Origin of the sequence: Stenotrophomonas sp. GD04145, from assembly GCF_029835135.1 — a bacterium.
In the GTDB taxonomy this organism is placed as follows: Bacteria; Pseudomonadota; Gammaproteobacteria; order Xanthomonadales; family Xanthomonadaceae; genus Stenotrophomonas; species Stenotrophomonas maltophilia_P.
The window spans coordinates 52950-76233 of record NZ_JAODZG010000015.1; the positions used below are offsets into that span (position 1 = coordinate 52950).

At 66.7% G+C, this 23284-nt stretch carries 19 protein-coding genes; 7 read left to right on the forward strand and 12 right to left on the reverse strand.

The genetic code is table 11. The features are described from left to right. Positions 1 to 56: 56 nt before the first annotated feature. From N7367_RS10180 to N7367_RS10190, 3 genes are all read right to left on the reverse strand, one after another. Positions 57 to 1787, reverse strand: coding sequence for a GGDEF domain-containing protein (locus N7367_RS10180; protein WP_279942307.1), 1731 nt, complete (start codon positions 1785 to 1787; stop codon positions 57 to 59). 101 nt (positions 1788 to 1888) lie between these two features. After that, positions 1889 to 2914 (reverse strand): AI-2E family transporter, encoded by a 1026-nt coding sequence (locus N7367_RS10185; protein WP_279942308.1) that lies wholly within the window; start codon positions 2912 to 2914, stop codon positions 1889 to 1891. 142 nt (positions 2915 to 3056) lie between these two features. Further along, positions 3057 to 4064, reverse strand: coding sequence for a LacI family DNA-binding transcriptional regulator (locus tag N7367_RS10190; RefSeq protein WP_279942309.1), 1008 nt, complete (start codon positions 4062 to 4064; stop codon positions 3057 to 3059). Between the two features lie 95 nt (positions 4065 to 4159). Between N7367_RS10190 and N7367_RS10195 the strand changes: the two genes are divergently transcribed. Genes N7367_RS10195 through N7367_RS10215 form a run of 5 tightly spaced genes read left to right on the forward strand, consistent with a single transcriptional unit; the run spans position 4160 to position 8795 of the window. Continuing rightward, positions 4160 to 5212: a sugar phosphate isomerase/epimerase family protein gene (locus N7367_RS10195; RefSeq protein ID WP_053516242.1), complete on the forward strand. Its 1053-nt coding sequence runs from the start codon at positions 4160 to 4162 to the stop codon at positions 5210 to 5212. Positions 5213 to 5239: 27 nt separating this feature from the next. Continuing rightward, positions 5240 to 6457, forward strand: coding sequence for a nucleoside permease (locus tag N7367_RS10200; protein WP_262100211.1), 1218 nt, complete (start codon positions 5240 to 5242; stop codon positions 6455 to 6457). A 12-nt stretch (positions 6458 to 6469) separates the two neighbouring features. After that, entirely contained in the window at positions 6470 to 7594 is a 1125-nt protein-coding gene (locus N7367_RS10205) for a Gfo/Idh/MocA family oxidoreductase (protein ID WP_111186024.1), read from the forward strand. A 19-nt stretch (positions 7595 to 7613) separates the two neighbouring features. Next, complete coding sequence (locus tag N7367_RS10210) at positions 7614 to 8480, forward strand: sugar phosphate isomerase/epimerase (RefSeq protein WP_279942310.1); 867 nt, start codon at positions 7614 to 7616, stop codon at positions 8478 to 8480. 18 nt (positions 8481 to 8498) lie between these two features. Continuing rightward, positions 8499 to 8795, forward strand: coding sequence for a cytochrome c (locus N7367_RS10215; protein WP_053516691.1), 297 nt, complete (start codon positions 8499 to 8501; stop codon positions 8793 to 8795). Between the two features lie 13 nt (positions 8796 to 8808). Here N7367_RS10215 and N7367_RS10220 read toward each other — a convergent pair whose 3' ends face one another. The 5 genes from N7367_RS10220 to N7367_RS10240 all read right to left on the reverse strand — a co-directional run bounded on the left by N7367_RS10220 (position 8809) and on the right by N7367_RS10240 (position 13547). Then, on the reverse strand, positions 8809 to 9552 hold the full coding sequence (locus tag N7367_RS10220; RefSeq protein WP_065182393.1) for a DUF1080 domain-containing protein: 744 nt from the start codon (positions 9550 to 9552) through the stop codon (positions 8809 to 8811). A gap of 43 nt (positions 9553 to 9595) precedes the next feature. Then, positions 9596 to 10171 carry a gluconate 2-dehydrogenase subunit 3 family protein gene (locus tag N7367_RS10225; RefSeq protein WP_053516689.1) on the reverse strand — a complete coding sequence of 192 codons (576 nt, stop codon included), beginning with the start codon at positions 10169 to 10171 and terminating at the stop codon, positions 9596 to 9598. Then, a complete protein-coding gene (locus tag N7367_RS10230) occupies positions 10171 to 11856 on the reverse strand; it encodes a GMC family oxidoreductase (RefSeq protein WP_279942311.1) in 1686 nt (561 codons plus the stop codon). Before N7367_RS10230 ends, N7367_RS10225 begins: the two co-directional genes overlap by 1 nt. A 29-nt stretch (positions 11857 to 11885) precedes the next feature. Beyond that, on the reverse strand, positions 11886 to 12776 hold the full coding sequence (locus tag N7367_RS10235; RefSeq protein ID WP_180875414.1) for a TIM barrel protein: 891 nt from the start codon (positions 12774 to 12776) through the stop codon (positions 11886 to 11888). 201 nt (positions 12777 to 12977) lie between these two features. Beyond that, positions 12978 to 13547, reverse strand: a complete 570-nt coding sequence (locus N7367_RS10240; RefSeq protein ID WP_057496281.1) for a single-stranded DNA-binding protein — start codon at positions 13545 to 13547, stop codon at positions 12978 to 12980. A gap of 315 nt (positions 13548 to 13862) precedes the next feature. On the opposite strand from N7367_RS10240, the gene N7367_RS10245 reads away from it, so the two are divergent. Continuing rightward, positions 13863 to 14894 carry a LacI family DNA-binding transcriptional regulator gene (locus N7367_RS10245; protein WP_279942312.1) on the forward strand — a complete coding sequence of 344 codons (1032 nt, stop codon included), beginning with the start codon at positions 13863 to 13865 and terminating at the stop codon, positions 14892 to 14894. A gap of 101 nt (positions 14895 to 14995) precedes the next feature. Here N7367_RS10245 and N7367_RS10250 read toward each other — a convergent pair whose 3' ends face one another. The 4 genes from N7367_RS10250 to N7367_RS10265 all read right to left on the reverse strand — a co-directional run bounded on the left by N7367_RS10250 (position 14996) and on the right by N7367_RS10265 (position 20965). Further along, positions 14996 to 15382 (reverse strand): SseB family protein, encoded by a 387-nt coding sequence (locus tag N7367_RS10250; RefSeq protein WP_164151766.1) that lies wholly within the window; start codon positions 15380 to 15382, stop codon positions 14996 to 14998. 185 nt (positions 15383 to 15567) lie between these two features. After that, positions 15568 to 17283: an alpha-amylase family glycosyl hydrolase gene (locus tag N7367_RS10255; protein WP_279942317.1), complete on the reverse strand. Its 1716-nt coding sequence runs from the start codon at positions 17281 to 17283 to the stop codon at positions 15568 to 15570. A gap of 5 nt (positions 17284 to 17288) precedes the next feature. Next, positions 17289 to 18776 carry an MFS transporter gene (locus N7367_RS10260; protein ID WP_065174567.1) on the reverse strand — a complete coding sequence of 496 codons (1488 nt, stop codon included), beginning with the start codon at positions 18774 to 18776 and terminating at the stop codon, positions 17289 to 17291. Next, positions 18773 to 20965 carry a Six-hairpin glycosidase-like protein gene (locus N7367_RS10265; RefSeq protein ID WP_279942313.1) on the reverse strand — a complete coding sequence of 731 codons (2193 nt, stop codon included), beginning with the start codon at positions 20963 to 20965 and terminating at the stop codon, positions 18773 to 18775. The genes N7367_RS10260 and N7367_RS10265 overlap by 4 nt, the downstream gene beginning before the upstream one ends. Before the next feature lie 237 nt (positions 20966 to 21202). On the opposite strand from N7367_RS10265, the gene N7367_RS10270 reads away from it, so the two are divergent. Next, positions 21203 to 23257, forward strand: a complete 2055-nt coding sequence (locus N7367_RS10270; RefSeq protein ID WP_279942314.1) for a glycoside hydrolase family 97 protein — start codon at positions 21203 to 21205, stop codon at positions 23255 to 23257. Positions 23258 to 23284: the final 27 nt, after the last annotated feature.

The window sequence follows — 23284 nt, forward strand, 5'->3', positions numbered from 1 at the left end:
GGGGGCATGCTGCCCCTGATGTACCGCCATGACCGGCGTCTCCAGCGCCGTGGCACTCAGCGTGCACCGGCAATCCATACCTGGTCGCGTCCCTGTGCCTTGGCCCGATACATGGCGGCATCGGCAGCACGCAGCAGGGAACGCCAGCCCAGTGCATCGGTACTGCCCTCGGCCACACCGAAACTGGCAGTGACACGCAACACGTTGCCATTGCCCAGCACGATATCCGACTGCTGCAGTGCGACGCGCAGCGATTCGGCCAACCGGCCACCCGCGCCGAGATCCCCATCCGCCAGCAGCACAAGGAACTCCTCGCCACCGTAGCGGGCGATGCTGTCGGTGTGCCGCAGGTGCCTGCGCAGCAGCTGCGCAACCTGCACCAGTACCTCGTCGCCTGCGGCGTGGCCTTGGCCGTCGTTGATTGCCTTGAAATGATCGACGTCGAGCAGGATCACCACCGCCATGACGTTGCCTGCGGCGTGCCGCTGCTGCACGTGTTCGTCCAGCGCGCGCCGATTGAGCAACCCGGTCAGCGCATCGGTGCCGGCCAGCTGGCGCAGTTCGCTGGTCAGTGCGGAACGTTCACGTGAGGTCTCGCGCAGCACTTCAATCGCGTCGAACAGCCGCTGCATCTCTGCCAATGGATGAGTGACGTGCTGCGCGGGGCCCGGCGCGTCGGACGCGATCTGCACCACCTGTTCCTGTGCCTGCAGCAGCGGCCTGAGGATCTGCCGGTGGGCAATGCGCAGGGCCACGCCCAGCACCGCCAGCGTGCCCAGCGCGGTGGCCCACAACACGGCCAGCCGTGTCGCCTCACGATTCCGTGCCTGTTCGAAGCGACCGATGGACATGCTCAGGTAGCCGTCGCGCAGCGCCTCCAGTGACTGCAGCGTCGGAACGTAGCGCGCAGTGAATTCCGCGGTGCTCCACGGCGGAGGCCGTCCACGGCGACCGTCCTCGATCAGCTGTTCGATCATCGGCAGCGACTCGGCGAAGAACTGCCGGCGTGCCATGTCCCAGTGCCAGGACAGCTCGGGATCACTGCGGAACACCGACTCGTGGCTGGCTGCCAGCCGCCACAGCTCGAGCAGGCGGCCCTCGGTCTGCTGCGCCGCGCGTACCTGCCGGACGCGCCAGGCCCCGGGAACCGCCACCGGTGCCATCACATTCGACGCCAGTCGGCCGCCATGCTCGCGCAGGTCCATCAGGATCTGGCCCTGGATCGCCGGAATCGCCGCTTCGCGGCCGGTGGCCACCAGCACGTTGATCTGCGCCGAAGCCAGGCGATGCAGGCGATCGGTCACCATGAACATGCTGTTGATCGCATGCTCCACGTCGTCGACCGTCCGCGCGTCTGCCGGCTTGGCCACGACCCGGTCCACCGCCGCGCGCGCCTGGCGGAGCTGATGCTGGGCCTCGAACAGGGTGCGGCGCTCGTCAGGCAGGGAGGGCCCGGACAGGATCACGGCATCCATCTGCGTTATCGCCACATTGACCCGCTTTCGCGCCTGTGCCAGCCCCGCCGCGAGCCGCGCGCGTTCGCCGGCATCGGCGCAATCGCTGCCGAGCAGGCTGTTGGCTGGCCCGCGCTCGGCGGAGGCCAGATTGGCCAGATCAAAGGTCTGCCGCAACCGGCGCAGACTGCGGAGGTTGTCCTCCGCATCGGTGTAGCGCAGCGTGCCCTGGACCAGGGCGATGGCCATCAAGGGCAGCGTGCACACCACGAACAGCCCGGCCAGGATCCAGACCCAGGTCCGCAACCCGATCGGCGACACCTTGCGGGCCATTCACCATTCCCCTGAAGTGCCGGTCACTGTAGCTGCCGGCTGGCGGCACCCACAAGCGCCCACCGTGGCCCTGCAGTGGCGCCCGCTGGCACCGGCAACTGTCAGATCCAGCGCTGGTCCACCAGTTCCCGTTTCACATAGGCATAGAACACCGGCGCAGCGACCAGCCCCGGCAGGCCGAAGGCGGCTTCCATCACCAGCATCGACAGCAGCAGTTCCCACGCACGGGCCTGGATCTCGCCACCGACGATGCGGGCATTGAGGAAGTACTCGAGTTTGTGGATCACCACCAGGTACAGCAGCGCCACCACCGCCACGTAGAACGATACCGACAGGGCAACGATGGTGATGACGGTATTGGAGATGATGTTGCCCACCACGGGCAGCAGGCCGGCGATGAACGTGATCAGTACCAGCGTCTTCGACAGCGGCAGGTGCACGCCGAACAGCGGCAGCACCCCCAGCAGGAAAATCGCGGTGAACACGGTATTGAGCAGGGAGATCTTCACCTGCGCGAACACCACCTGGCGGAATGCGGTCGCCAGGCGGCCAGTACGGCCGATCAGTTCCTGCGCCAGCGGCCCCATCGTCGGCAACGGAAGCTCGTCGTACAGCGCGATCATCGCCCCGAGCACCATGCCGATCAGCACGCGCACGCCGACCTGCACCGCCGACGTGCCGGCGACGCCCAGTTGCCGTTGGTGCTCTGCCGCCCACTCGTTCAATGCCGCACGCAGTGCCGGCATGTCCTCGGGAATATAGGGCTGCAGCAGCGCCGGCACCTGGTGACGCGAGGTGTTGAGGATGTCCATCAGGCGCGCCAGCAGCGCATCCGGCCCGCCGGTTTCAGTGCGGAAGAAGGACGCCACGCCGATGCCGGCCAGCACGAGCACGCCGATGATGACGGCCGAAAGCACGATCACCGCGATCGCACGCGCGCGCCCGGGCGGCAGGCGCCCCTCCACTGTCGACGCCAGCAGGTGGGTCAACTGGAACACCAGCAGGCCCGACAGCAGCGTCACCACCAGGCCCAGCTTCAGTACCAGCCACATCCCCAGCAGCATCAATGACCAGGCCGCGATCCTTGCAACGGGAGGCCGGGGCTGGGCAACGAGGGCGTCTTGCATGGCATGGGTCCGGGCGGGGTGGCCCATGGTAGTGGAACGCTCCGGACACGGAAATGAATGGAATTGGGGCCAGCGCTTCTGATCACAGGCAATGAAACATCCCCGGCAGGCGCAGGCCTGCCGGGGTTCCTGCCTGCTGCCTTCACCTGCGCCCTGGCGGCGCTGTCGAGCCACGCAGCATCAGACTGAAGTCCAGCGTCTGCTGAAGCGGGACATCGACGCCTTCGATGATGGCGAGCAGCAGTTTGACTGCGCGGTCGCCGATCTCCCGCATGGGCTGCCGGATGGTCGTCAACGGCGGCGTGAGGTAACGCGACGACGCCAGGTCGTCGAAACCGACGATGGACAGTTCCTCGGGCACGCGGACGCCCAGTTCCCGGCAGGCCGCCAGGGTTCCCAGTGCCATCTGGTCACTGAAGCAGAAGATCGCGGTCGGCGCCGATGCGGCGGCCAGCAGTGCCGTCGCCGCCGCATGGCCGGATTCGACGGAGAAGTCACCCGGCACAACACTCAACTGGCGCAGTCGGCCGCGCGCCCTGCCCGCCGCCCGTGCTCCTTCCAGCCGCTGCTGGTGCAGGGGGTTGTCGGGGGGCCCGCCCACCACGGCGATCCGCTCATGTCCCAGTCCGTACAGGTGCTCCATCACCGCACGCGCGGCGGCAGCGTTGTCGATGTGGACACTGGGGAGGCCCAGCGCGGGGTCGAATTCACAGCCGTTGACCACCGGCGCGGCGGCGCCCTGCTGCTCGACGATCGCGCGCGCGGTAGGCGGCAGGCGATGGCCCAGTACGATCAGGCCATCGGCCTCGTTGCGACGGAGCATCTGCGCATAGCGCTCCTCGCGGTCGGGTCGATGCTGGGTGTCGCCCAGCAGGACCGCGTAGCCGACGGCCTGGGCCGCGTCTTCGGCACCCTGCAGGATCTGTGCGAAGAACGGGTTGGCAATGTCCGGCACGGTCACCAGGATCTTGCCGCTGCGCTGCGTCTTCAGCGTGCGGGCGACCGTATTGGGCACATAGCCCAGCGCGGCGGCGGCCTGTTCGATGCGCGTGCGCGTCGCCGGCAGCACCTTGTCCGGCCGGGACAGCGCCCGCGACACCGTACCGGCGGAGACGCCGACGTGCTTGGCGATGTCGTAGATGGTGGCCATGGCGTCAGTTCTTGTTTCCGCTGTGCAGTGCACAACAGGGTTTGCGGGAGACCCTGCTAGGGTAATGCAATCGATTGCATCGCGGGCGAACCACGTTGAAGACGCTCAAGGGTCCGGCGCTGTTCCTGGCGCAGTTCATCAGCGAAACACCTCCTTTTGATCGGCTGGACACGCTGGCCGGCTGGGCTGCGGGCCTGGGCTATTGTGGCGTACAAGTGCCGACGAACGCGCCGCATCTGTTCGATCTGGCCGAGGCCGCGCGCAGCCAGGCGTACTGCGACGACATCAGCGGCATGCTGGCCGACCATGGCCTGCAGATCACCGAGCTGTCCACCCATCTGCAGGGACAGCTGGTCGCCGTCCACCCCGCCTACGACAGCCTGTTCGACGGCTTCGCGCCGCTGGACAAGCGCGGCAACCCCGCCGCGCGCCAAGCCTGGGCGGTGGAACAGTTGAAGCTGGCTGCCCGCGCCAGCCAGCGCCTGGGATTGACCGCGCATGCCACGTTCTCCGGCGCGCTGGCCTGGCCCTACTTCTATCCCTGGCCGCAACGCCCACCGGGACTGGTGGAAGAAGCCTTCGCCGAACTCGGCCGGCGCTGGCGCCCCATCCTGGAGGCGTTCGACGCCAGCGGCGTGGACCTGTGCTTCGAGATCCACCCGGGTGAGGATCTGCACGACGGTGCCACCTTCGAGCGCTTCCTCGATGTGGTGGACCACCACCCACGCGCGAAGATGCTGTATGACCCCAGCCATCTGCTGCTGCAGCAGATCGACTACCTGGGCTTCATCGACCGGTATCACGATCGCATCGGCATCTTCCACGTCAAGGACGCGGAATTCCGGCCCAGCGCGCGCAGCGGCGTCTATGGCGGTTACCAGGACTGGATCGACCGGCCGGGGCGCTTCCGCTCGCTCGGCGACGGCCAGATCGACTTCAAGGCGATCTTCTCCCGGTTCGCGCAGTACGATTTCCCGGGCTGGGCGGTCGTGGAGTGGGAGTGCTGCCTGAAGCACCCGGAGGACGGCGCACGCGAGGGAGCCGCCTTCGTCCGTGACCACATCATCCGCGTGACCGAACATGCCTTCGACGACTTCGCCGGCAGCGGCACGCCGCCGGAATCACTGCGCCGCATGCTGGGACTCTGAGCCACTACCGCCCCGGGAGGGCAAGCCATGACGCACGCCATGTCGCGCTTGGGCGCGATGATGTTCCTGCAGTTCTTCATCTGGGGCGCGTGGTTCGTGACCCTGGGGACGTATCTGGTGCAGGGCCCGCTGCAGGCCAGCGCCAGCCAGGTGGCCACCGCCTTCCTCAGCCAGTCCATCGGTGCCATCGTCGCCCCGTTCCTGGTCGGCCTGATAGCCGATCGCTACTTTGCGGCGCAGCGCATTCTCGGAGTGCTGCACCTGGCCGGTGCGGTGCTGATGTGGTTCGCATCCACGGCGACGGACTTCAACACGTTCTTCGCTTGTGTCATGGGTTACATGCTGCTTTTCATGCCGACGCTGGCCCTGGCCAACAGCGTGGCGATGCGCCATATGCAGTCGCCTGAGAAGCAGTTCCCGCTGGTGCGCGTGGCCGGCAGTGTCGGCTGGATCGTGGCCGGCGTGCTGATCGGCTGGCTGGGCTGGGAGCAGGCGCATCGGCTCGAACTGACCTTCCGCATGGCGGCGATGGCGTCGCTGGCCCTCGGTCTGTATGCCTTCACCCTGCCGCACACACCGCCGCTGGCCAGGCAGCGCGATGCGGGACTGGGGCAGATCCTGGGCCTGGACTCGCTGCGGCTGCTGAAGTCGCGCTCCTACCTGGTGTTCTTCCTCGCCTCCATCGCCATCTGCATTCCGTTGGCGTTCTACTACAACTTCACCAATCCGTATCTCAACGACCTGGGCGTGCGTGGTGCGGCCGGTCTGCAGTCCCTGGGCCAGGTCTCGGAAGTGCTGCTGATGCTGGCCATGCCGTTCCTGTTCGTCCGCCTGGGGGTCAAGACGATGCTGGCGGTGGGCATGGCCGCGTGGGTGGTGCGCTATGTCATGTTCGCCTTCGGCGATGCGGGCGGTGCGTTCTCCCTGCTGGTGATCGGCATCGTGCTGCACGGCATCTGCTACGACTTCTTCTTCGTCACCGGCCAGATCTATACCGACGCACACGCCGGCCCCGACGCGCGCAGCAGCGCGCAGGGCTTCATCACCCTGGCGACGTACGGCGTAGGCATGCTGATCGGCACGTTCCTGTCCGGTGCGGTGGTGGAGCACTTCACCACGGCGGCGGGTCCGGACTGGCAGCAAATCTGGCTGTTCCCGGCCGGCGTCGCACTGGTGGTGCTGATCGCCTTCCTGCTGCTGTTCCGCGACCGCCCCGCTGTCGCGGCCGCTCCCACCGCACCCTGAGGATCCCATCGGATGTCCAAGCTTGGAATCGCCATCGTCGGCACAGGCATGATCGGTGCGGTGCATCGCCGCGCGGCACTGCTGGCCGGGGCCGAGGTCCGCGGCGTGGCGGCCTCTTCCCCGCAGCGCGCACAGGAGGTGGCGCAGGCGTGGAACGTCGCGCATGCCTACCGCGATATCGAGGAGGTGGTCAGCGATCCGCAGGTGCAGGTCGTGCATGTGTGCACGCCCAACCATCTGCACCGCGCCATGGCGCAGGCCGCGCTGGAAGCCGGCAAGCACGTGATCTGCGAGAAGCCACTGGCCACCACCCTGGACGACGCCCAGGCATTGGCCGCGTTGGCCGCCAGGACCGGTCTGGTCGCTACGGTCCCCTTCGTCTACCGCTATCACCCGGTGGTCCGCGAGGCACGCGCACGCATCGCGCAGGGCGAGCTGGGGCCACTGCACCTGATCCACGGCAGCTACCTGCAGGACTGGCTGCTGGATCCGGCCAGCAACAACTGGCGTGTCGACCCCTCGCTGGGCGGCACCTCGCGCGTATTCGCCGATATCGGCTCGCACTGGTGCGACCTTGTGGAATGGGTCAGCGGCGAACGCTTCGCCGAGGTCAGTGCCGCGTTCGCCACCGTCATCGCCGAGCGCGGCGCGGTCACCGGGCAGAGCTTCACCACGCCGGCCGCCGGCGGCACGACGCAGGCTGTTTCCAGCGAGGATGTGGCCACGGCGATGTTGCGCACGAGTGCGGGTACGCTCGCCTCGTTGACGGTCAGCCAGGTTTCGGCCGGACGCCACAACCGGCTGTGGTTCGAGATTGACGGCGCCAGGGCCAGCGTGGCCTTCAACCAGGAAGATGCCGAGCGGCTGTGGATCGGCCGGCCCGACCAGCGCGAGGATAGCTTCGTGCGCGGGCCCGGTGCCGGCAGCGCCGAACAACGCAGATTGTCGGTCTTGCCGGCCGGACACGCGCAGGGCTATGGCAACTGCTTCGAAGCGTTTGTCGCCGACACCTACCGTGCCATTGCAGGCGAGCAGCCGGAGGGCCTGCCCACCTTCGATGACGGCCTGCGCTCGGCGCGGATCGTCACACGTGTCATCGCATCCGCCAGGTCACGTGCCTGGACGGCCATCGATTGAATTCCCGGAGGACTGCCTGATGAACATCCGTATCCGCAGGACCGCAAGCCTTGCACTGCTGCTGCTCGTTGCCCTGCCCGCCTTCGCGCGCGATGCCACCGACGTGCACACGCCCATCGCGGTGCAGATGTACACGTTGCGCAATGCCGGCTCGCTCGACCAGCAGCTGAAGATCGTCCACGACGCCGGCGTGCGCGCCGTGGAAACAGTCGGTACGCAGAATGTCAGCGCTGCCGAACTCAAGCAGCTGCTCGACAAGTATTCGATCAAGGCGATTTCCTCGCACACGCAGCTGGCCGATCTGCGCAGTGACCTGGATGGCGTGGTCGCCTTCAACCGGGCCATCGGCAACACCACGCTGGTGGTGCCCTATCTGGCCGAGAAAGACCGCCCCACCGACGCTGCCGGCTGGACGGCACTGGGCAAGGAACTGGGCCAGCTCTCGAAGCAGGCCCGTGCCAAGGGCATGCGCCTGGCCTATCACAACCACGACTTCGAGCTGGTCGACTTCAATGGCACGACCGGACTGGAACTGCTGTTCGCCGCGGCCGGCCCCGATCTGCAGACCGAGCTGGACCTGGCCTGGGTCGCACGGGCCGGCCATGACCCGGTGGTGATGCTGGGCAGATTCAAAGGCCGCCTGTTCGCGGTGCACGCCAAGGACAATGCCCCGAAGGGCCAGGCTGAGGATGAAGGCGGCTTCGCCGCCGTGGGCCAGGGCGTCCTGGACTGGAAAGCGATCCTGCCCGCCGCCGCCACGGCCGGCGTGCAGTGGTACATCCTCGAGCATGACCAACCCCGCGATCCAGCCACCGTCATCCGCACCGGTGCGGACTATCTGCGTGAACACCTGACTGCCCGCGTGCCTGCCGGCGCACAGCGCTAGCCCGCGAAGGAGCCCAGCTTGAAAACGATTCTGAAAGTGACTGTCGCGCTGTGCGGCACCCTGCTGGCCGCTGCGGCGTGGTGCAAGGAAGACCCTGCTGCCGGAGCGCAGCTCTACGCAACGCACTGCGTGGCCTGCCACGGTGCGGAGCGCGCCGGCGTGCCACCGACGTTCCCTGCGCTCACCGACGTCAGCAAACGGCTTCAGCCTGCGCAGATCAAGGACAAGATCAAGCAGGGCGGCGGCTTGATGCCCCCCTTCCCGCAGCTGTCGCAGCAGGAGATCGACAACATCGCCAGCTACCTGGCGAAGTAGGCATGAGGGTGCGCTACAGCTCGCGCACCCAGATGTTGCGGTAGCTCACCCTGGCGTCGTGCTCCTGCAGGTACAGCGGCGCACAGGCATGTGGCGCGTAGGAAGGCGCGCCGATGTACTCGGTCTTGCCCGCCAGCACCGTGTCGTCCTGCACCAGCACACCGTTGTGCAGCACGGTGATGCGGGCCGGCGAGGTGAGCCCGCCGCCTGCCGAGAAGCGCGGGGCCTTCCAGATGATGTCGTAGGCCTGCCACTCGCCGGGCGCACGCGAGGCATTCACCAACGGAATGGCCTGCTTGTACATCGATCCGGCCTGGCCGTTGGCATAGGTCGGGTTGTTGTAACTGTCGAGCACCTGCAGTTCGTACACCTCCTGCAGGAAGATGCCACTGTTGCCGCGGTGCTGACCGTCGAATCCGGCGGTCGCGGTGGGCGTGCGCCACTCGACATGCAGCTGGACATCGCAGAAGCGCTGCCTGGTGCGGATGCCCTTGCTGCCGGGCACCACGGTCAGCGCGCCATCGGCAACGGTCCAGGGCACGGGTCCGCCCTGCTCCGACTCCCAGCGCGACAGATCCTTGCCATCGAACAGCACGATCGCATCGGAGGGCGCGCGGCCTGGCGGCGTCGCTACGACCGCGGGAACCGGCGTCCACACTTCGGTCTTCGCCGGATCGCGCGCAGGGTCGCCGCCGTCCTGCGCGAACACGGGTGCGGTGCCCAGCAGGCAGGCCACTGTCAGGAGAGGTCGGTTCATCGTGCTTCCGGATCAAGGTGGGGGGTCGAGGCGTGGAGGCCCATCAGCTGGTCCCCCACGCCGGCGTGCCGGGCGTATAGGCAAGATCGCCGTCATAGCGACCCGGCACCGCAACGTACTTCAGCACTTCGGTCGCACCGACCTTCGAGGTGAAGAAGCCGAAGATGACCAGCTGCTTGATCATCGTGAAGTAGTGCGGCGCTGCCTCCCCCTCTTCCGCGGCACCGGTCTCGGTGACCTCGACGACGTGCGCCCGGGCTTCCGCATCCAGGGTGCGCAACAGTTCGCTGCGGGCCTGCGAGGGGAGCGACACGAAGCGGCCACCGGCACGCTTGTCGATATCGACCAGGCCGGCGCGGAATATCGCCTGCTGCCGGGGGGTGTAGCAATCGGTGACGAACAGCGCCATGAACGGGCCCGCGCCGGCATCCTTCGCGCCCGGCGTTGTGGTTCGCGGCAGGATGGTTTCAGCGATCTCGTCCAGCATGCTGATGTCAGCGGCAGAGAACGCGGCCTTCGATCCTGTCGTCGCGCTCTGCCCTGCGGCCAGTGCGGGCAGGCCCACCATGGCCGCGCCGGTGGCGGCGACGATCATCTTCAACAGTTCGCGACGGTCCATCACAAGTTCCCCGCTTTCAGTTCGCGTACGGCATGGTCGGCGGCCCGTGCCGTCAGCGCCATGTACGTCAGCGATGGATTCACGCACGCGCTGGAGGTCATGCAGGCGCCATCGGTCACATAGACATTCGGCGCATCCCAGACCTGATTGTGCTGGTTGAGCACGGAGCTTCTGCGATCGCGGCCCATGCGGGCCGTGCCCATTTCATGGATGCCCTTGCCCGGGGCGTAGTCGTTGTCGTGCATCTCCACGTCCTTGACGCCGGCTGCCTCCAGCATCTCGGCAGCGTCGGCCGCCATGTCCTTGCGCATCGCCAGTTCGTTCGAGCGCATCGAAACGTCCATCGCCAGCACCGGCAGCCCCCACTTGTCCTTGCGCCGCGGATCCAGGCGGATCGTGTTGTCGTGGTGCGGCAGCATCTCGCCGAATCCGGTCATGCCGATGCGCCAGTCGCCCGGCAGGGTCAGGGCCTCCTTCAGGTCGGCACCGATGTTCAGCTCGGCGATCTCGCGCGACCACCCGGTGCGGCTGGCACCGCCCTGGTAGCCGAATCCGCGCAGGTAGCTGCGCTTGTCCGCAGCGACGTTGCGGAAGCGCGGAATGTAGAAGCCGCAGGGGCGGCGACCGAAGTAGTACTTGTCGTCGTAACCCTCGACCCGGCCGGAGGCACCGGCACCAAAATGATGGTCCATCACGTTGTGCCCCAGCTCGCCGGATGACGACCCCAGCCCGCCCTCCCAGACATCGGTGGCCGAGTTCATCAGCATCCAGGTCGAGTTGAAGGAGGATGCGTTGAGGAAAATGACCTTGGCCGTGTACTGATAGGTCAACCCGGTCTCGGCATCGATGACCTCCACACCGCGCGCGCGCTTGCGGTCCTTGTCGTACAGCACTTCCTTGACGATCGAGAAGGGCCGCAATGTCAGATTGCCCGTTTTCATCGCCGCCGGCAGCGTCGCCGCCTGGGTCGAGAAGTAGGCACCGAAGGGACAGCCCAGGATGCACTTGTTGCGGTACTGGCAGTTGACGCGCCCCTGCTCGGGCATGGGCTGGGTGATGTTGGCGGTACGCGAGTGGATCATGTGCCGCGTTCCGCCAAACGCCTTCCTGATCCGCGCGGCCACATCCTTCTCGACGATGTTCAGCGGGATCGGCGGCAGAAATTCACCGTCCGGCAGCACGTCCAGTCCCTCGCGCGTACCGGCGATACCGGCGAACTTCTCCACATGGTCGTACCAGGGTGCGATGTCGGCGTAGCGGATCGGCCAGTCAGTAGCGATGCCGTCCTTGAGGTTGGCTTCGAAATCCAGGTCGGAGAAGCGGTAGCTCTGCCGCCCCCACATCAGCGAACGGCCGCCTACGTGGTAGCCACGGAACCAGTCGAAGCGCTTGGTCTCGGTGTACGGTGACTCCTGCTCATTGGCCCACATCCCTTCCAGGTTCTCGGCCAGGCCGTAGTCGCGCATCAATACGGGGAAGGCGGCCTTCATCGCCTGTGTCGGCCGGTTGCGGTGCGGGAAATCCCACGCCTCCTTCATCGCATTGACGTAGTCCTTGACGTGCTCGATGTTGCGCCCGCGTTCCAGCATCAGGACCTTCAGGCCCTTCTCGGTCAGTTCCTTCGCCGCCCAACCGCCACTGATTCCCGAGCCAACAACGATGGCGTCGTAATGATTGTCTGCCATGGGTCTACTTCACCTGGGTGGATATCGTTTCAGACGTCGCAGAGGCGGATCGCCTCGCGCAGCGAGCCGACGGGATCGGGTGCCGCAGGCATGAACTCCTGCGCCAGATACCCCTCAAAGCCGGTGTCGCGGATCGCGCGACAGATGGCCGGATAATGCAGTTCCTGCTGGTCACCGATCTCGTGCCGGCCTGGCACACCTGCGGTGTGGTAGTGCTTGAAGAAGCGGTGATGCCTGCCGATGGTGGCGATGATGTCGCCCTCCATGATCTGCATGTGATAGATGTCGTACAGCAGGCCGAAATTGTCCGATCCGAGCCGCTGGCACAGCTCGACGCCCCATGCGGAGTGATCGCACAGGTAATCGGGATGATCGACCCTGGAGTTCAGCAGCTCCATCACCAGCACGACACCACGCTTCTCGGCATGGCCGAGGATGCGCTTCAGCCCGGCTTCGGCATTCTCCAGGCCTTCCCGCGGATCCATGCCGTCACGATTGCCGGAGAAGCAGATGAGGTTGCGGTAGCCGGCATCGGCCACCAGATCGATGTGCCGCGCGTAGCGCTCCACCAGTGCATCGTGATACTGGCGGCCGGCAAAGCCTTTGGTCAGGCTGATCTCGGCGCCGTTGCACATGGAGCTGTAGACGCCATGCGCCTTCAGTGTGGGCCAGTCCGCCGGTCCCACCAGATCGATGGCGGCGAAGCCGATATCCTTCACCGTCTGGCAGAGCTGGGCGACCGACTGCTGCGGGAACGTCCAGCGGGCGACGGAATGCTTCAGGTTGCCCTTGAGTGGGGCCTGGGCGGCGAACGAGGGCAGCGCGGCTGCCGCAGCCAGGCCAAGGCCGCCAGCGAACGCCATGCGCAACGCATCGCGCCGCGTAAGCCCCGATGCCGGTCCGATCGAATGGATGGACATCCATCTGCCGGCCTCCCAACCGGTATCAAACGCAACGATTCACAGCAATGCAATCGATTGCACCATAAGGGAGGAATTCTTTTTTTTGCAAGACGCGGTGCACGAAAAATCCATGCTGCGCGGCACAACGCCGGCCTGCCGTGGAAAAAAGAAAAGCCCCGCATCGGCGGGGCTTTCTGTTTCCTGCGGACGCGCGTCCGATCAGAACGGAATATCATCGTCAGCGAAGTCGTCCATCGGCGGCGCCTGCTGTGGCTGCGGGCGCTGATTGCCGCCCTGGTTGCCGTAGCCGCCACCCTGGTTGCCGCCCTGGTTGCCATAGCCACCGCCCTGTCCACCACGCTGGCCGCCACCACCGCCGTACTCCTGGCGCGGTGCCTGCTGGCGCTGCGGACGATCACCGCCGTAGTTGCCGCCACCACCGCCACCGCCTTCACCGCGGCCGCCCAGCATCTGCATCTCATCGGCGACGATATCGGTGGAGTACTTCTCCACGCCGTCCTGGCCGGTGTACTTGTCGTAACGCAGGCTGCCTTCGACGTAGACCGAGCTGCCCTTGCGCAGGTACTCGCCGGCGATCTCACCGAGCTTGCCGAAGAACACCACGCGGTGCCATTCGGTGCGTTCCTGCTGGTTGCCATCCTTGTCCTTGCGGACGCTGGTGGTGGCCAGGCTGATGCGGGTGATCGCCATGCCGCTCTGGGTGTACTTCACGTCCGGGTCGTTGCCGAGATTGCCGACCAGGATGACTTTATTGATGCCGCGCGCCATAGGTACCTTCGTCCGTTGTCCAGGGGCAGTCGACCAGTGATAGCACAGCCCCGGCCGGGGGTGCAGGACACTGGGCCGCCCCCGATGAATTTGGGGGAATGCAAGAACACCGCATCTTAGCACTGCCGCCGCTCCGTGCCCGGCCAGAAGCGACGAATGACACCGAAAGATCCTACTGAAATCCTTGTAAGGCAATGACTTAGCCATCCGGGCCGGACATCCCGGCGCGGCCGGCCGCAGTGACGGCCGGCGCTGCGATGGCGCCCCCATGGCATCATGCCGGGGCATCTACTCATTCGTTCGCGCGCTTCCCCCATGACCATCAAAGGCAAAGCCACCTCCCTGGACATCGCCCATCTGGCCGGCGTCTCCCAGCCGACGGTGTCGCGGGCCCTGCGCGGCAGCCCGATGGTCAATGCGGAGACCCGCGAACGCATCCTGCGCATCGCCCGCGAGCTGAACTACAAGGTGGACAAGAACGCCTCCAGCCTGCGCCTGCGCAATGCCGGCACGCTGGCCCTGCTGTTCTTCGAGGACCCGACCAACGACGATTCGCTGATCAACCCGTTCTTCCACTCGATGCTGGGTTCGATCACCCGCGCCTGCGCGTTGCACGGGCAGGATCTGCTGGTGTCGTTCCAGCAGCTGTCGACCGACTGGCAGGCCGACTACGAGGACAGCAACAAGGCCGACGGCATCATCCTGCTGGGCTATGGCGACTACCACGAATCGCGCGACCGCCTGCAGCGGCTGGTCGAACAGGGCACCCACTTCGTGCGCTGGGGTGCGGCCCTGCCCGGCCAGCCTGGGGTGTCGATCGGCAGCGACAACTTCCAGGGCGGGCACGACATCACCACCCATCTTCTGCAGCAGGGCTGTCGGCGCATTGCCTTCCTCGGCCACGCCTCCAGCCATTACCCGGAATTCGAGGAGCGCTATCGCGGTCACGTGGCAGCCCTGCGCGATCACGGGCTGCATGCCGAACCGGCCCTGCAGCACGATGCCATCACCACCGAAGCGTCCGGCCAGGAAGCCTGCCAGGCGCTGCTGGCGCGAGGCGAACCGATCGATGCGATCTGCGCCGCCAGCGACCTGATCGCCATCGGTGCGACCCGTGCATTGCGCGAGGCCGGCCTGCGCGTGCCGCAGGACGTGGCGGTCACCGGGTTCGATGACATCCCGCTGGCCGCATCTGTATCGCCGGCATTGACCACCGTGCAGCAGGACACCAAGCAGGCCGGGCAACTGCTGGTGGAACGGCTGCTGGCCTCGATCAGCCGGCAGCCGGTGGAGAGCCAGAGCATCCCGGTGAAGCTGGTGGTGCGGGAATCATCGCTGCGCGGCTGAAACAGCGGACGTGATCGGACGGGACTACGCAGTGAACCCGGCCTGCGGGCACCGGACCGGGTGCCGCAAGGCCCGCAGGTGGACGGCCCCGTCGGGTGGCCTCAGCCCTGGGCGAAATCCTTCAGGATCTCGCCGACGCCACTGGGCGAAATCTCGAAGCCCAGCGAGGTACCCGGGTTGATCACCACGCCGTAGCCCCCCGGCACGCGGCGCAGCACATCCAGCATCAGCCAGCGGATCTGGTGTTCGGCCTGCTGGCTGTAGATGCCCACCCGCGATGGGTCGGTGAACACGGCCACGTGCAGCGTGCCCTGCTTGTCGAACAGCAGTGGGTCGAAGCCGCTGCCGTCGGGGGTGACCAGGCTGCCGGTCAGCAGCAGCACCTCGGAGGCGACGAAGGCCTCCATGAAGGCGCGGATCGGCACCGCCCCGTCCATCGCCGCCTTCAGCAGGGTTTCGATCGGGGTCTGCGGGGCGAGGTCGGACATGGCGGTACGGCGCGGCGTGAGGGGTGCCTATTGTAGGGTCGAGCCTGCTCGAAGAGCGTGCCAACCCAGGTTGGCACCTACCAGGGCGGGAATGCCAACCAAGGTTGGCACCTACCAGAGCGGGAGTGCCAACCCAGGTTGGCACCCACAAGAGCGGTAGCGCCGGGCCATGCCCGGCGGCGCCCTCACCGTCCCAGACGCTGGTCCCGAGCCTTCTGGTCGGCCATCGCCCTGTCCAGCTCGGCCTGCAGCGCTGGCTGCTGCACGGAGGCATCCAGCACGTACACCTTCACGCCATGCGCGGGCACTTCGGCCTTCAGGGAGGCATCCACCTGCAACGAACCGCCGTCCAGCGCGTCGCGCCAGCGGCCCGCCTGCAGGTAGCGCTCCACCTGGAAAACCGTCGCCTTGTCGCCCTTGTTCAACAGCACCAATGCGGTCTGTGCCACATCCCCCTGCTGCAGCACACGGAAGAACACCGCCTCATTGCCACGCAGGCGCTCGTTCACCTGCAGGCCGCGCTGCAGCGCCGGGGTGGCCTGGCGCAGCTGGGCGATGCGCCGCAGTGGCGCGAAGATCGGGCTCTGCGGTGCGGCATCCACCCGCGCCTGGCCGAAGTAGGCACGGTTGCCGGCATGCTCGGCACGGCCCCGCATGAAGCCGGTTTCCGAGCCGTAGTAGACCACCGGGATACCACGGGCGGTGAACAGCCAGTTGTGTGCGTCGATGAAACCGTTGTCGCTGGCCTGCAGGCGTGGCATGTCGTGGTTGTCGTAGAAGCTCATCAGCTCGTACGGATTGGCATAGGGGCCGCCGGTCAGGTGCAGCGGCTCGGCCAGCGTCTCGAAGCCCTTGCCGGCGGTACCGAAGGTCTGTTCCAGCGCGCCACGCAGCGGGAAGTCGAGCACGCTCACGTTGGCGTTGCCCGGCCAGGTGTGCTCGGCAATCCTGCTGGCGTCGTAATCGAAGGCCTCGCCGAACATGAACATGTTCGGATGCTCGGCACGGATGCGGTTCACGAACTCGTGCCACCACGGGTGCGGCAGCCAGCCGATGGTATCGATGCGCAGTGCGTCCACGCCCTGCGCGGTCCACTGCAGGTACGCGCCGACGAGGTAGTCCATCACCGCCGGGTTGTTCTGGTTGAAGTCGGACAGCTCGGCCAGGTTGCCATCGAAGATCGAGCCTTCCTTGCTGTCGACCGGGCCGATGGTGTTGTAGAACGCGTGCAGCGGGTTGTGCTTTGGATCCAGCTTCTGCGGGGGCAGGTTCTGGTGGTCGGCGATCAGCTTTCCCTCCTTGTCGAAGATCTGGCCGAACTGCGGCTGCCGCGCCGGCATGGTCCAGGCCGGCGAGCCGTGGTTGCCGACGATGTCCAGCACCACCTTCAGGCCGGCACCGTGCAGGCCCTTGGTCAGGCCTGCAAAGTCCAGGTCCTTGCTGGGCAGGTGCTCGTCGAGTTTGTAGAAGTTGATGCCCCAGTAACCGTGGTAGCCGGTCTTGCCGCGGTCGGTCAGCGTGCTGGTGCAGCTGATCGGCTTGCTGCCGGTGAACGCCTCATCCGGATTGTCGACGATCGGCGTGATCCACACCGCACCGAAGCCGAGCTGACGGATGTAGTCGGCGTTGTCGAGCACGCCCCTGAAGTCGCCGCCGAGGTAGCCGATGTTGCCGTCCACCTTGTCCGGGCAGGGCACTGGAATGTCGAACGTGCGGTGGCTGCCCCCCTGATCGCGATGATCGTTGGACGGATCACCATTGACGAAACGATCGGTCACCACGAAGTACACGGCATCGCTGGCGAACGGTTCGAGCGTGCCCACGTAGTCCGGGCGCGATGCGGCCTGTACCGCCGTGGCGAGCAGGGCCAGCGACAGCCCCAGCGACATTCTGGAATACACATGCATCACGCACTCTCCTGATGGGCCGGCACGCGAAGCACGCACAGCCCGGCAATGAACAGACTCACTCCACCCAGCACCAGCACGTGCAGGGGATTTCCGCCCAGCCACTCGCGCAGTGCGAAGCCCAGCGCGCTGGCGGCGACCAGCTGCGGAATGACGATGAAGAAATTGAACAGGCCCATGTAGATGCCCATCTTCGCCGCCGGCACGCTGTCGGACAGCAGGGCGTACGGCAGCGACAGGATCGAGGCCCAGGCGAAGCCAACGCCAGCCATGGACAGCAGCAGCCAGGTGGGGTCCTTGATGAACATCAGCGAGATCAGGCCCAGCCCGCCGAGCCACAGGTTCACCAGGTGGCTCCAGCGCAGGCCGATGGCGCGCACCATCGGCGGGATCAGCAAGGCGGCCAGTGCGGCGAAGCCGTTATAGGCGCCGAACAGCACACCGACCCAGTTGGCACCCTCGTTGTACGCCGCCGACTGCGGGTCGGTGGAGCCGAAATGCGTGCCGGCCACCGCTGCGGTGGTGTAGATCCACATCGCAAACAACGCAAACCACGAGAAGAACTGCACCCAGGCCAACCGGCGCATGGTCACCGGCATCGCCCGCAGATCACCCACGATCGCCGCCAGCATGTGTGCCTGCGGCAGCGTACGGGCCAGCGCAAGAAGCACACCATAGCCCGCGCAGAGACCCGCCAGCACATAGAGCATCCTGTCGCCCTGGCGCGCGGCGATCACAGCGGCCAGCAGCACGCCCGCCCCCAGCCACAACGCCACCTGCGCCCACGGTGCGGGGCCACTCGCAGCGGCGGCGGCATGGTGCGCCGGTGGCTCGGCGTCATCGAACGCCGCCAGTTCTGCCGGTGAGTACTCGCGGGTACTGACCACGGTCCAGGTGATCGCCGCCAGCAGCACTGCCGCACCGAAATAGAACGCGTAGCGCACCGTATCCGGCACCTCGCCGGCAGCGGCGGTGTTGGCCACGCCGAAGTGGGCCAGGATGAACGGCAGGAAGCTGGCGACGATGGCACCGACACCGATGAAGAAGCTCTGCATCGCGTAACCGGCCGGTCGCTGCCGCGGTGCCAGCTGGTCGCCCACGAAGGCCCGGAACGGTTCCATCGATACGTTGATCGAAGCATCCAGCACCCACAACGTGCCCGCCGCGATCCACAAGGCAGGTGAGTTGGGCATCACCAGCAGGGCCAGCGTTGTCAGCACCGCACCGATCATGAAGAACGGGCGACGCCGGCCCCAGCGCGTCCACGTGCGGTCGGAGAGATAACCGATCACCGGTTGCACCAGCAGGCCGGTCAACGGTGCGGCGATCCACAGCCCGGGCACCGACTCCATGTCCGCGCCAAGCGTCTCGAAGATGCGGCTGGCATTGGCGTTCTGCAGGGCAAAACCGAACTGGATGCCGAGGAAGCCGAAACACATGTTCCAGATCTGCCAGAACGACAGCTGCGGTTTGGCAGGGCGGTTCATCGTGCGTCCTCCGCCGTGGCGACCGGCGCCAGCGTCAGCGCCTTCACCTGCGCCTGGTTGAGCACGCCTTCGCGCCCGCCCTTTCCGCCGGTGTAGTGCGCGAAATGCTGCAGCGCGCTCATGTTGAAGCCTTCTTCAAGCACGACCGTGCACGGCCCCTTGGGCACAGCGAACGTTGCCGAGGTCGAGTCCTGCACGGCCACGCTGTGCGGCATCGCAACCGTATGCCGCTGCAATGGCTGGCCCGGGCACTGCAGCACCAGTTGCTTGACCGCAGCCGTGACGCCGGTGTTGATCGGCCCGTTCGGGTTGCGGTACTGCAGGCGCAGGCGCACCTGCCCGGCCTTGGCCGAGGTGAACTGCCAGCGTTCCTCGCCCTTCAGCACCTGCTGCGGACCGACGCAGAGCATCGGGCTGTGCAGCGATTCCAACGTGCCTTCGCGCCGGGTCAGGCTGAGGCAATGCTGTAGGCCATCGTCGCTGATGCGCGCCACGCCCTTGCTGTCGGTGACCGCCTTGCCGTCCTTCCACAGCACCTGATCGGCTGCCACCGGAACGTTCCAGCCCGCGCCCTTGCGCAGGGCCTGCGGCGCAACCGGCGTGGCCGGCGCACGCATGTTGGCATCCGCAGTCGTGGCAGCGAAACCGGTTGCTGCCGGGGCGGCGACCAGCTGCACCGTCGTGGTGCTGCCACGCGTGGTGGTTCTGCCGGCCACCAGCAGGCCATCGCCCACGTTCTGCGGGCGCTCCAGCACATAGCGCTTGCCGTTGGCTTCCAACGTGATACGGGGATGTGTGCCGAACAGTTCCGGCACCAGCGCGGCCGGCAGCTTGGGCTGCACGCGGCCATCGTCCTGCACGCCGAACACGCCTTCGGTGACCATGGCCAGATAGCCGGCCACCGACCACAGCTGGCGCTCTGAATTGACCACCGGCCCGCTCAGCGCGCCTTCGTCCACATGCACGGACTGGCTGACCAGCTCGTAGTTTTCCATGTTGGAACCAGCCAGTGCCGCCCCCTGCATCAGCGAGCGGATCTCGGCGGCGATGCGCGGCGCGTCGTCCAGCTGTCGCGCAGCACGCAGCGAATACGCACTGACGAACGGCCATATCGCACGGTTGTGGTAGATCGGCTGCTGGGCTTCCTGTGGCCACACCACCGGGCTGCCGGCCGGCCCCATCGGGTAGTTCGCCAGCGCGCGGCGCGCCCGCGCCTCGGGCAGCACGTCGGCCAGGATGCCCAGCGACAGGCCCAGCAGGTCGACCTTGGCGTAGGGCACCGGATGCGCCGCCTCACCGATGTAGCTCATGTACTGGCCCATGTCGTCGCGCCAGAAGCGCGCATCGATCCGTACCGCCAGTTCATCGGCCCACGCCTTGTACTGCGCACGGCGATCATCGCCCCGCTGCGCGGCCATCTGCTCTGCCAGCCGCAGTGCCTGGTAGTGCAGGACGTTGGTGGACAGCGCGTAGGAATCACCGATGAAGCGCACGTTCTCCCGGGTCCAGTCCGGATACGTCTGTTCACGCCAGTCGAGGAACGAGGTTTCGCCGCGATAGAGGCCCATCTGTGGGTCGAACACCATCGCCCGGTCCTGCGCCAGCGTGCCCTGCAGCGCCTGCCAGACCTGTTCGGCAAAAGCAGGATCATCCAGCAGGTGGCGTGCGGCCAGGAACCACACCACACGGTCGCTGCTGATCGGCCAGCTGCCGCCGGAGCCGGTATCCTGCGCGACGAACAGGCCGGGCGTGCGCCCATCGCGGGCAGCCGACAACTTGAACTGCAACGACTGACGCGTGCGCTGCGGATCCAGCCGCGCCAACGCCAGGTCGGCGGCGAAGCTGACATCTCGGGTCCACACGTAGGGCCAGCGGGCGCCGGTCTGGAAGCAGTCGCATGGCACCGGCCGCCCTTCGTCAAAGGCGGGGTCGCGGATCGCATCGACCCGGTCCTGCGCCATCTCCTGCTGGGCCAGCGCGAACAGCGCGTCGAACATCACGCTTCCGGTCTGGCTGCGCATCGGCGCGGCGGCAATCGGCACAGCGCCGTTCGACGTGTGCAGCACGAAGCTGCCCTTGGCAGCCGCTTCGGCACGCGCATGGCGGCCGTCGAATTCCAGGTCGGCCGCATGCGCGGTCGTCCCCAGCGCTGCCCCCAGGGCAGCGGTCAGGCAAATGATCTTCAGCATCGAAGCGGCAGACCGGCTTGCGCCCGTCGACCTCCCTCCCTCTCTGCACCGTTTATAGGTCCGCGCAGCCGTGACCGGCGCGCGGGCGCGGCGCCTCCCTCAAGGTGCCTTGGGCCCATGGTAGACGCGGGGCTGTCGCCTGCGTCCAGCTGCATACGTATTCATGCGCCGACGCGCCAGTACGCCCGCCGGGCTGGCTTATGGTCCGGGTCTGCCAACGGCGCCTTGGGAGGGAAAATGCCGATGTCATCGAGTGTTGTACGTGCGGTGTTCGCGCGAATCATCGGCGTTGCGCTGCTGGGCCTGGCCGCGCTGGCGCAGGCCGCCCCGCAGATCACCAGCGTCCAATCGCCCGGCGGCGTGCTCAAGGTCAGCCTGGTGCTGGACGGTGGCACCGCCCGCTACCGGGTGGAGCGCTTCGGTGAAGCCGTAGTGGAGGATTCCAGGCTTGGCTTCGAACTGCGCGATGGCCGCCTGGACCGGGATTTCATCCTGCTCGGGCAGCAACGACGCAGCGTCGATGAGACGTGGGAACAGCCGTGGGGGGAACGCCGCCTCACCCGCAACCACTTCAACGAGCTGACCGTGCAGCTGGCCGAAACCACCGGCAGCAAGCGCCGGCTGGATGTGGTGTTCCGCGTCTACGACGACGGCCTGGGCTTCCGCTATGTGTTCCCTGAGCAACCGAACCTGCGCGAAGCGATCATCGACGACGAGCTGACCGAATTCGCCATCGCGGCAGACTCCACAGCGTGGTGGATCCCCGCCGGCGAACCGATCCACTACGAGTATCTCTACCAGCGCACGCCGCTGCGCGAGATCCCGCTGGTGCACACGCCGATGACGCTGCGCAGCCGCGATGGCCTGCACGTTGCGATCCATGAGGCTGCGCTGGTGGACTACGCCGGCATGTGGCTGCGCCGCACCGACGGCCAGCGCCTGCGCGCGCAGCTCTCGCCCTCGGCCGAAGGGTGGAAGGTGCGCCGTGCCCTGCCCTTCGTCACGCCCTGGCGCACGCTGCAGATCGCCGACCGCGCCGGCGGCCTGGTCGAGTCCGACCTGATCCTCAATCTCAACGAGCCCAATGCACTGGGCGATGTGAGCTGGGTGAAGCCGGCCAAGTACCTGGGCGTGTGGTGGTCGATGCACCTGGACAACGAAAGCTGGGCGACCGGACCGAAGCATGCGGCGACCACCGCCAAGACCAGGAAGGTGATCGATTTCGCCGCCGCGCACGGCTTCCGTGGCGTCTTGGTGGAGGGCTGGAATCCCGGCTGGGACGGCATGTGGGTGGGCAATGGCTACGACTTCGACTTCACTCGCGCCACGCCCGATTTCGACATTGAAGCGCTTTCGGCATATGGACTGAAGAAGGGCGTGCACCTGATCGGCCACCATGAAACCGGCTGTGCCATCGAACACTATGAGGCGCAGCTCGACGCCGCGCTGGACCTGTATGCGCGGCTGGGCGTGGACCAGTTCAAGACCGGCTACGTCTGCGACGACGGCCAGGTCGACCGTCGCAACCCGTCGGGTGGCCCGCTGTGGCGGGAGTGGCACGACGGCCAGTTCATGGCGCGCCACCACCTGCATGTCGTGCAGGAAGCCGCGCGCCGCCACCTGTCGGTGAATCCGCACGAGCCGATCAAGGACACCGGCCTGCGCCGCACCTATCCCAACTGGATCTCCCGCGAAGGCGCGCGCGGCATGGAGTACAACGCCTGGGGCCAGCCGCCGAACCCGCCCGAACACGAAGTCAATCTGGTGTTCACCCGGATGCTGGCCGGACCGATGGATTACACCCCCGGCATCCTCAGCCTGAAGGGCCGCCATGGCCAGGCCATCCCCAGTACCCTGGCCCGCCAGCTGGCGCTGTACGTGGTGCTGTACAGCCCGATCCAGATGGCCGCCGATCTGCCCGAACACTACCTGCAGCATCGGGAGGCGTTCCGCTTCATCGAAGACGTGGCGGTGGACTGGGAGCAGAGCCGCGTGCTCGATGGTGAAGTGGGCGACTACGTGACGATCGTGCGCCGCGACCGCAACAGCCGTGACTGGTTCCTGGGCAGCATCACCGACGAGCATGGCCGCGTGCTGCCGGTGTCGCTGGGCTTCCTGGAGCCGGGCGTGCGCTACCGCGCGGAAATCTATCGCGATGGCGACGGTGCGGGCTACCGCAGCAATCCGTTCGCGTTCACGCGGCAGACGCGTGAAGTGACCAGCGCCGATGCACTGACCCTGATGCTGGCGCCGGGCGGCGGGCAGGCCATTCGGTTCACGCCATTGGAGTGATGAATGCCCCCGCGTGACGTTCGCCGG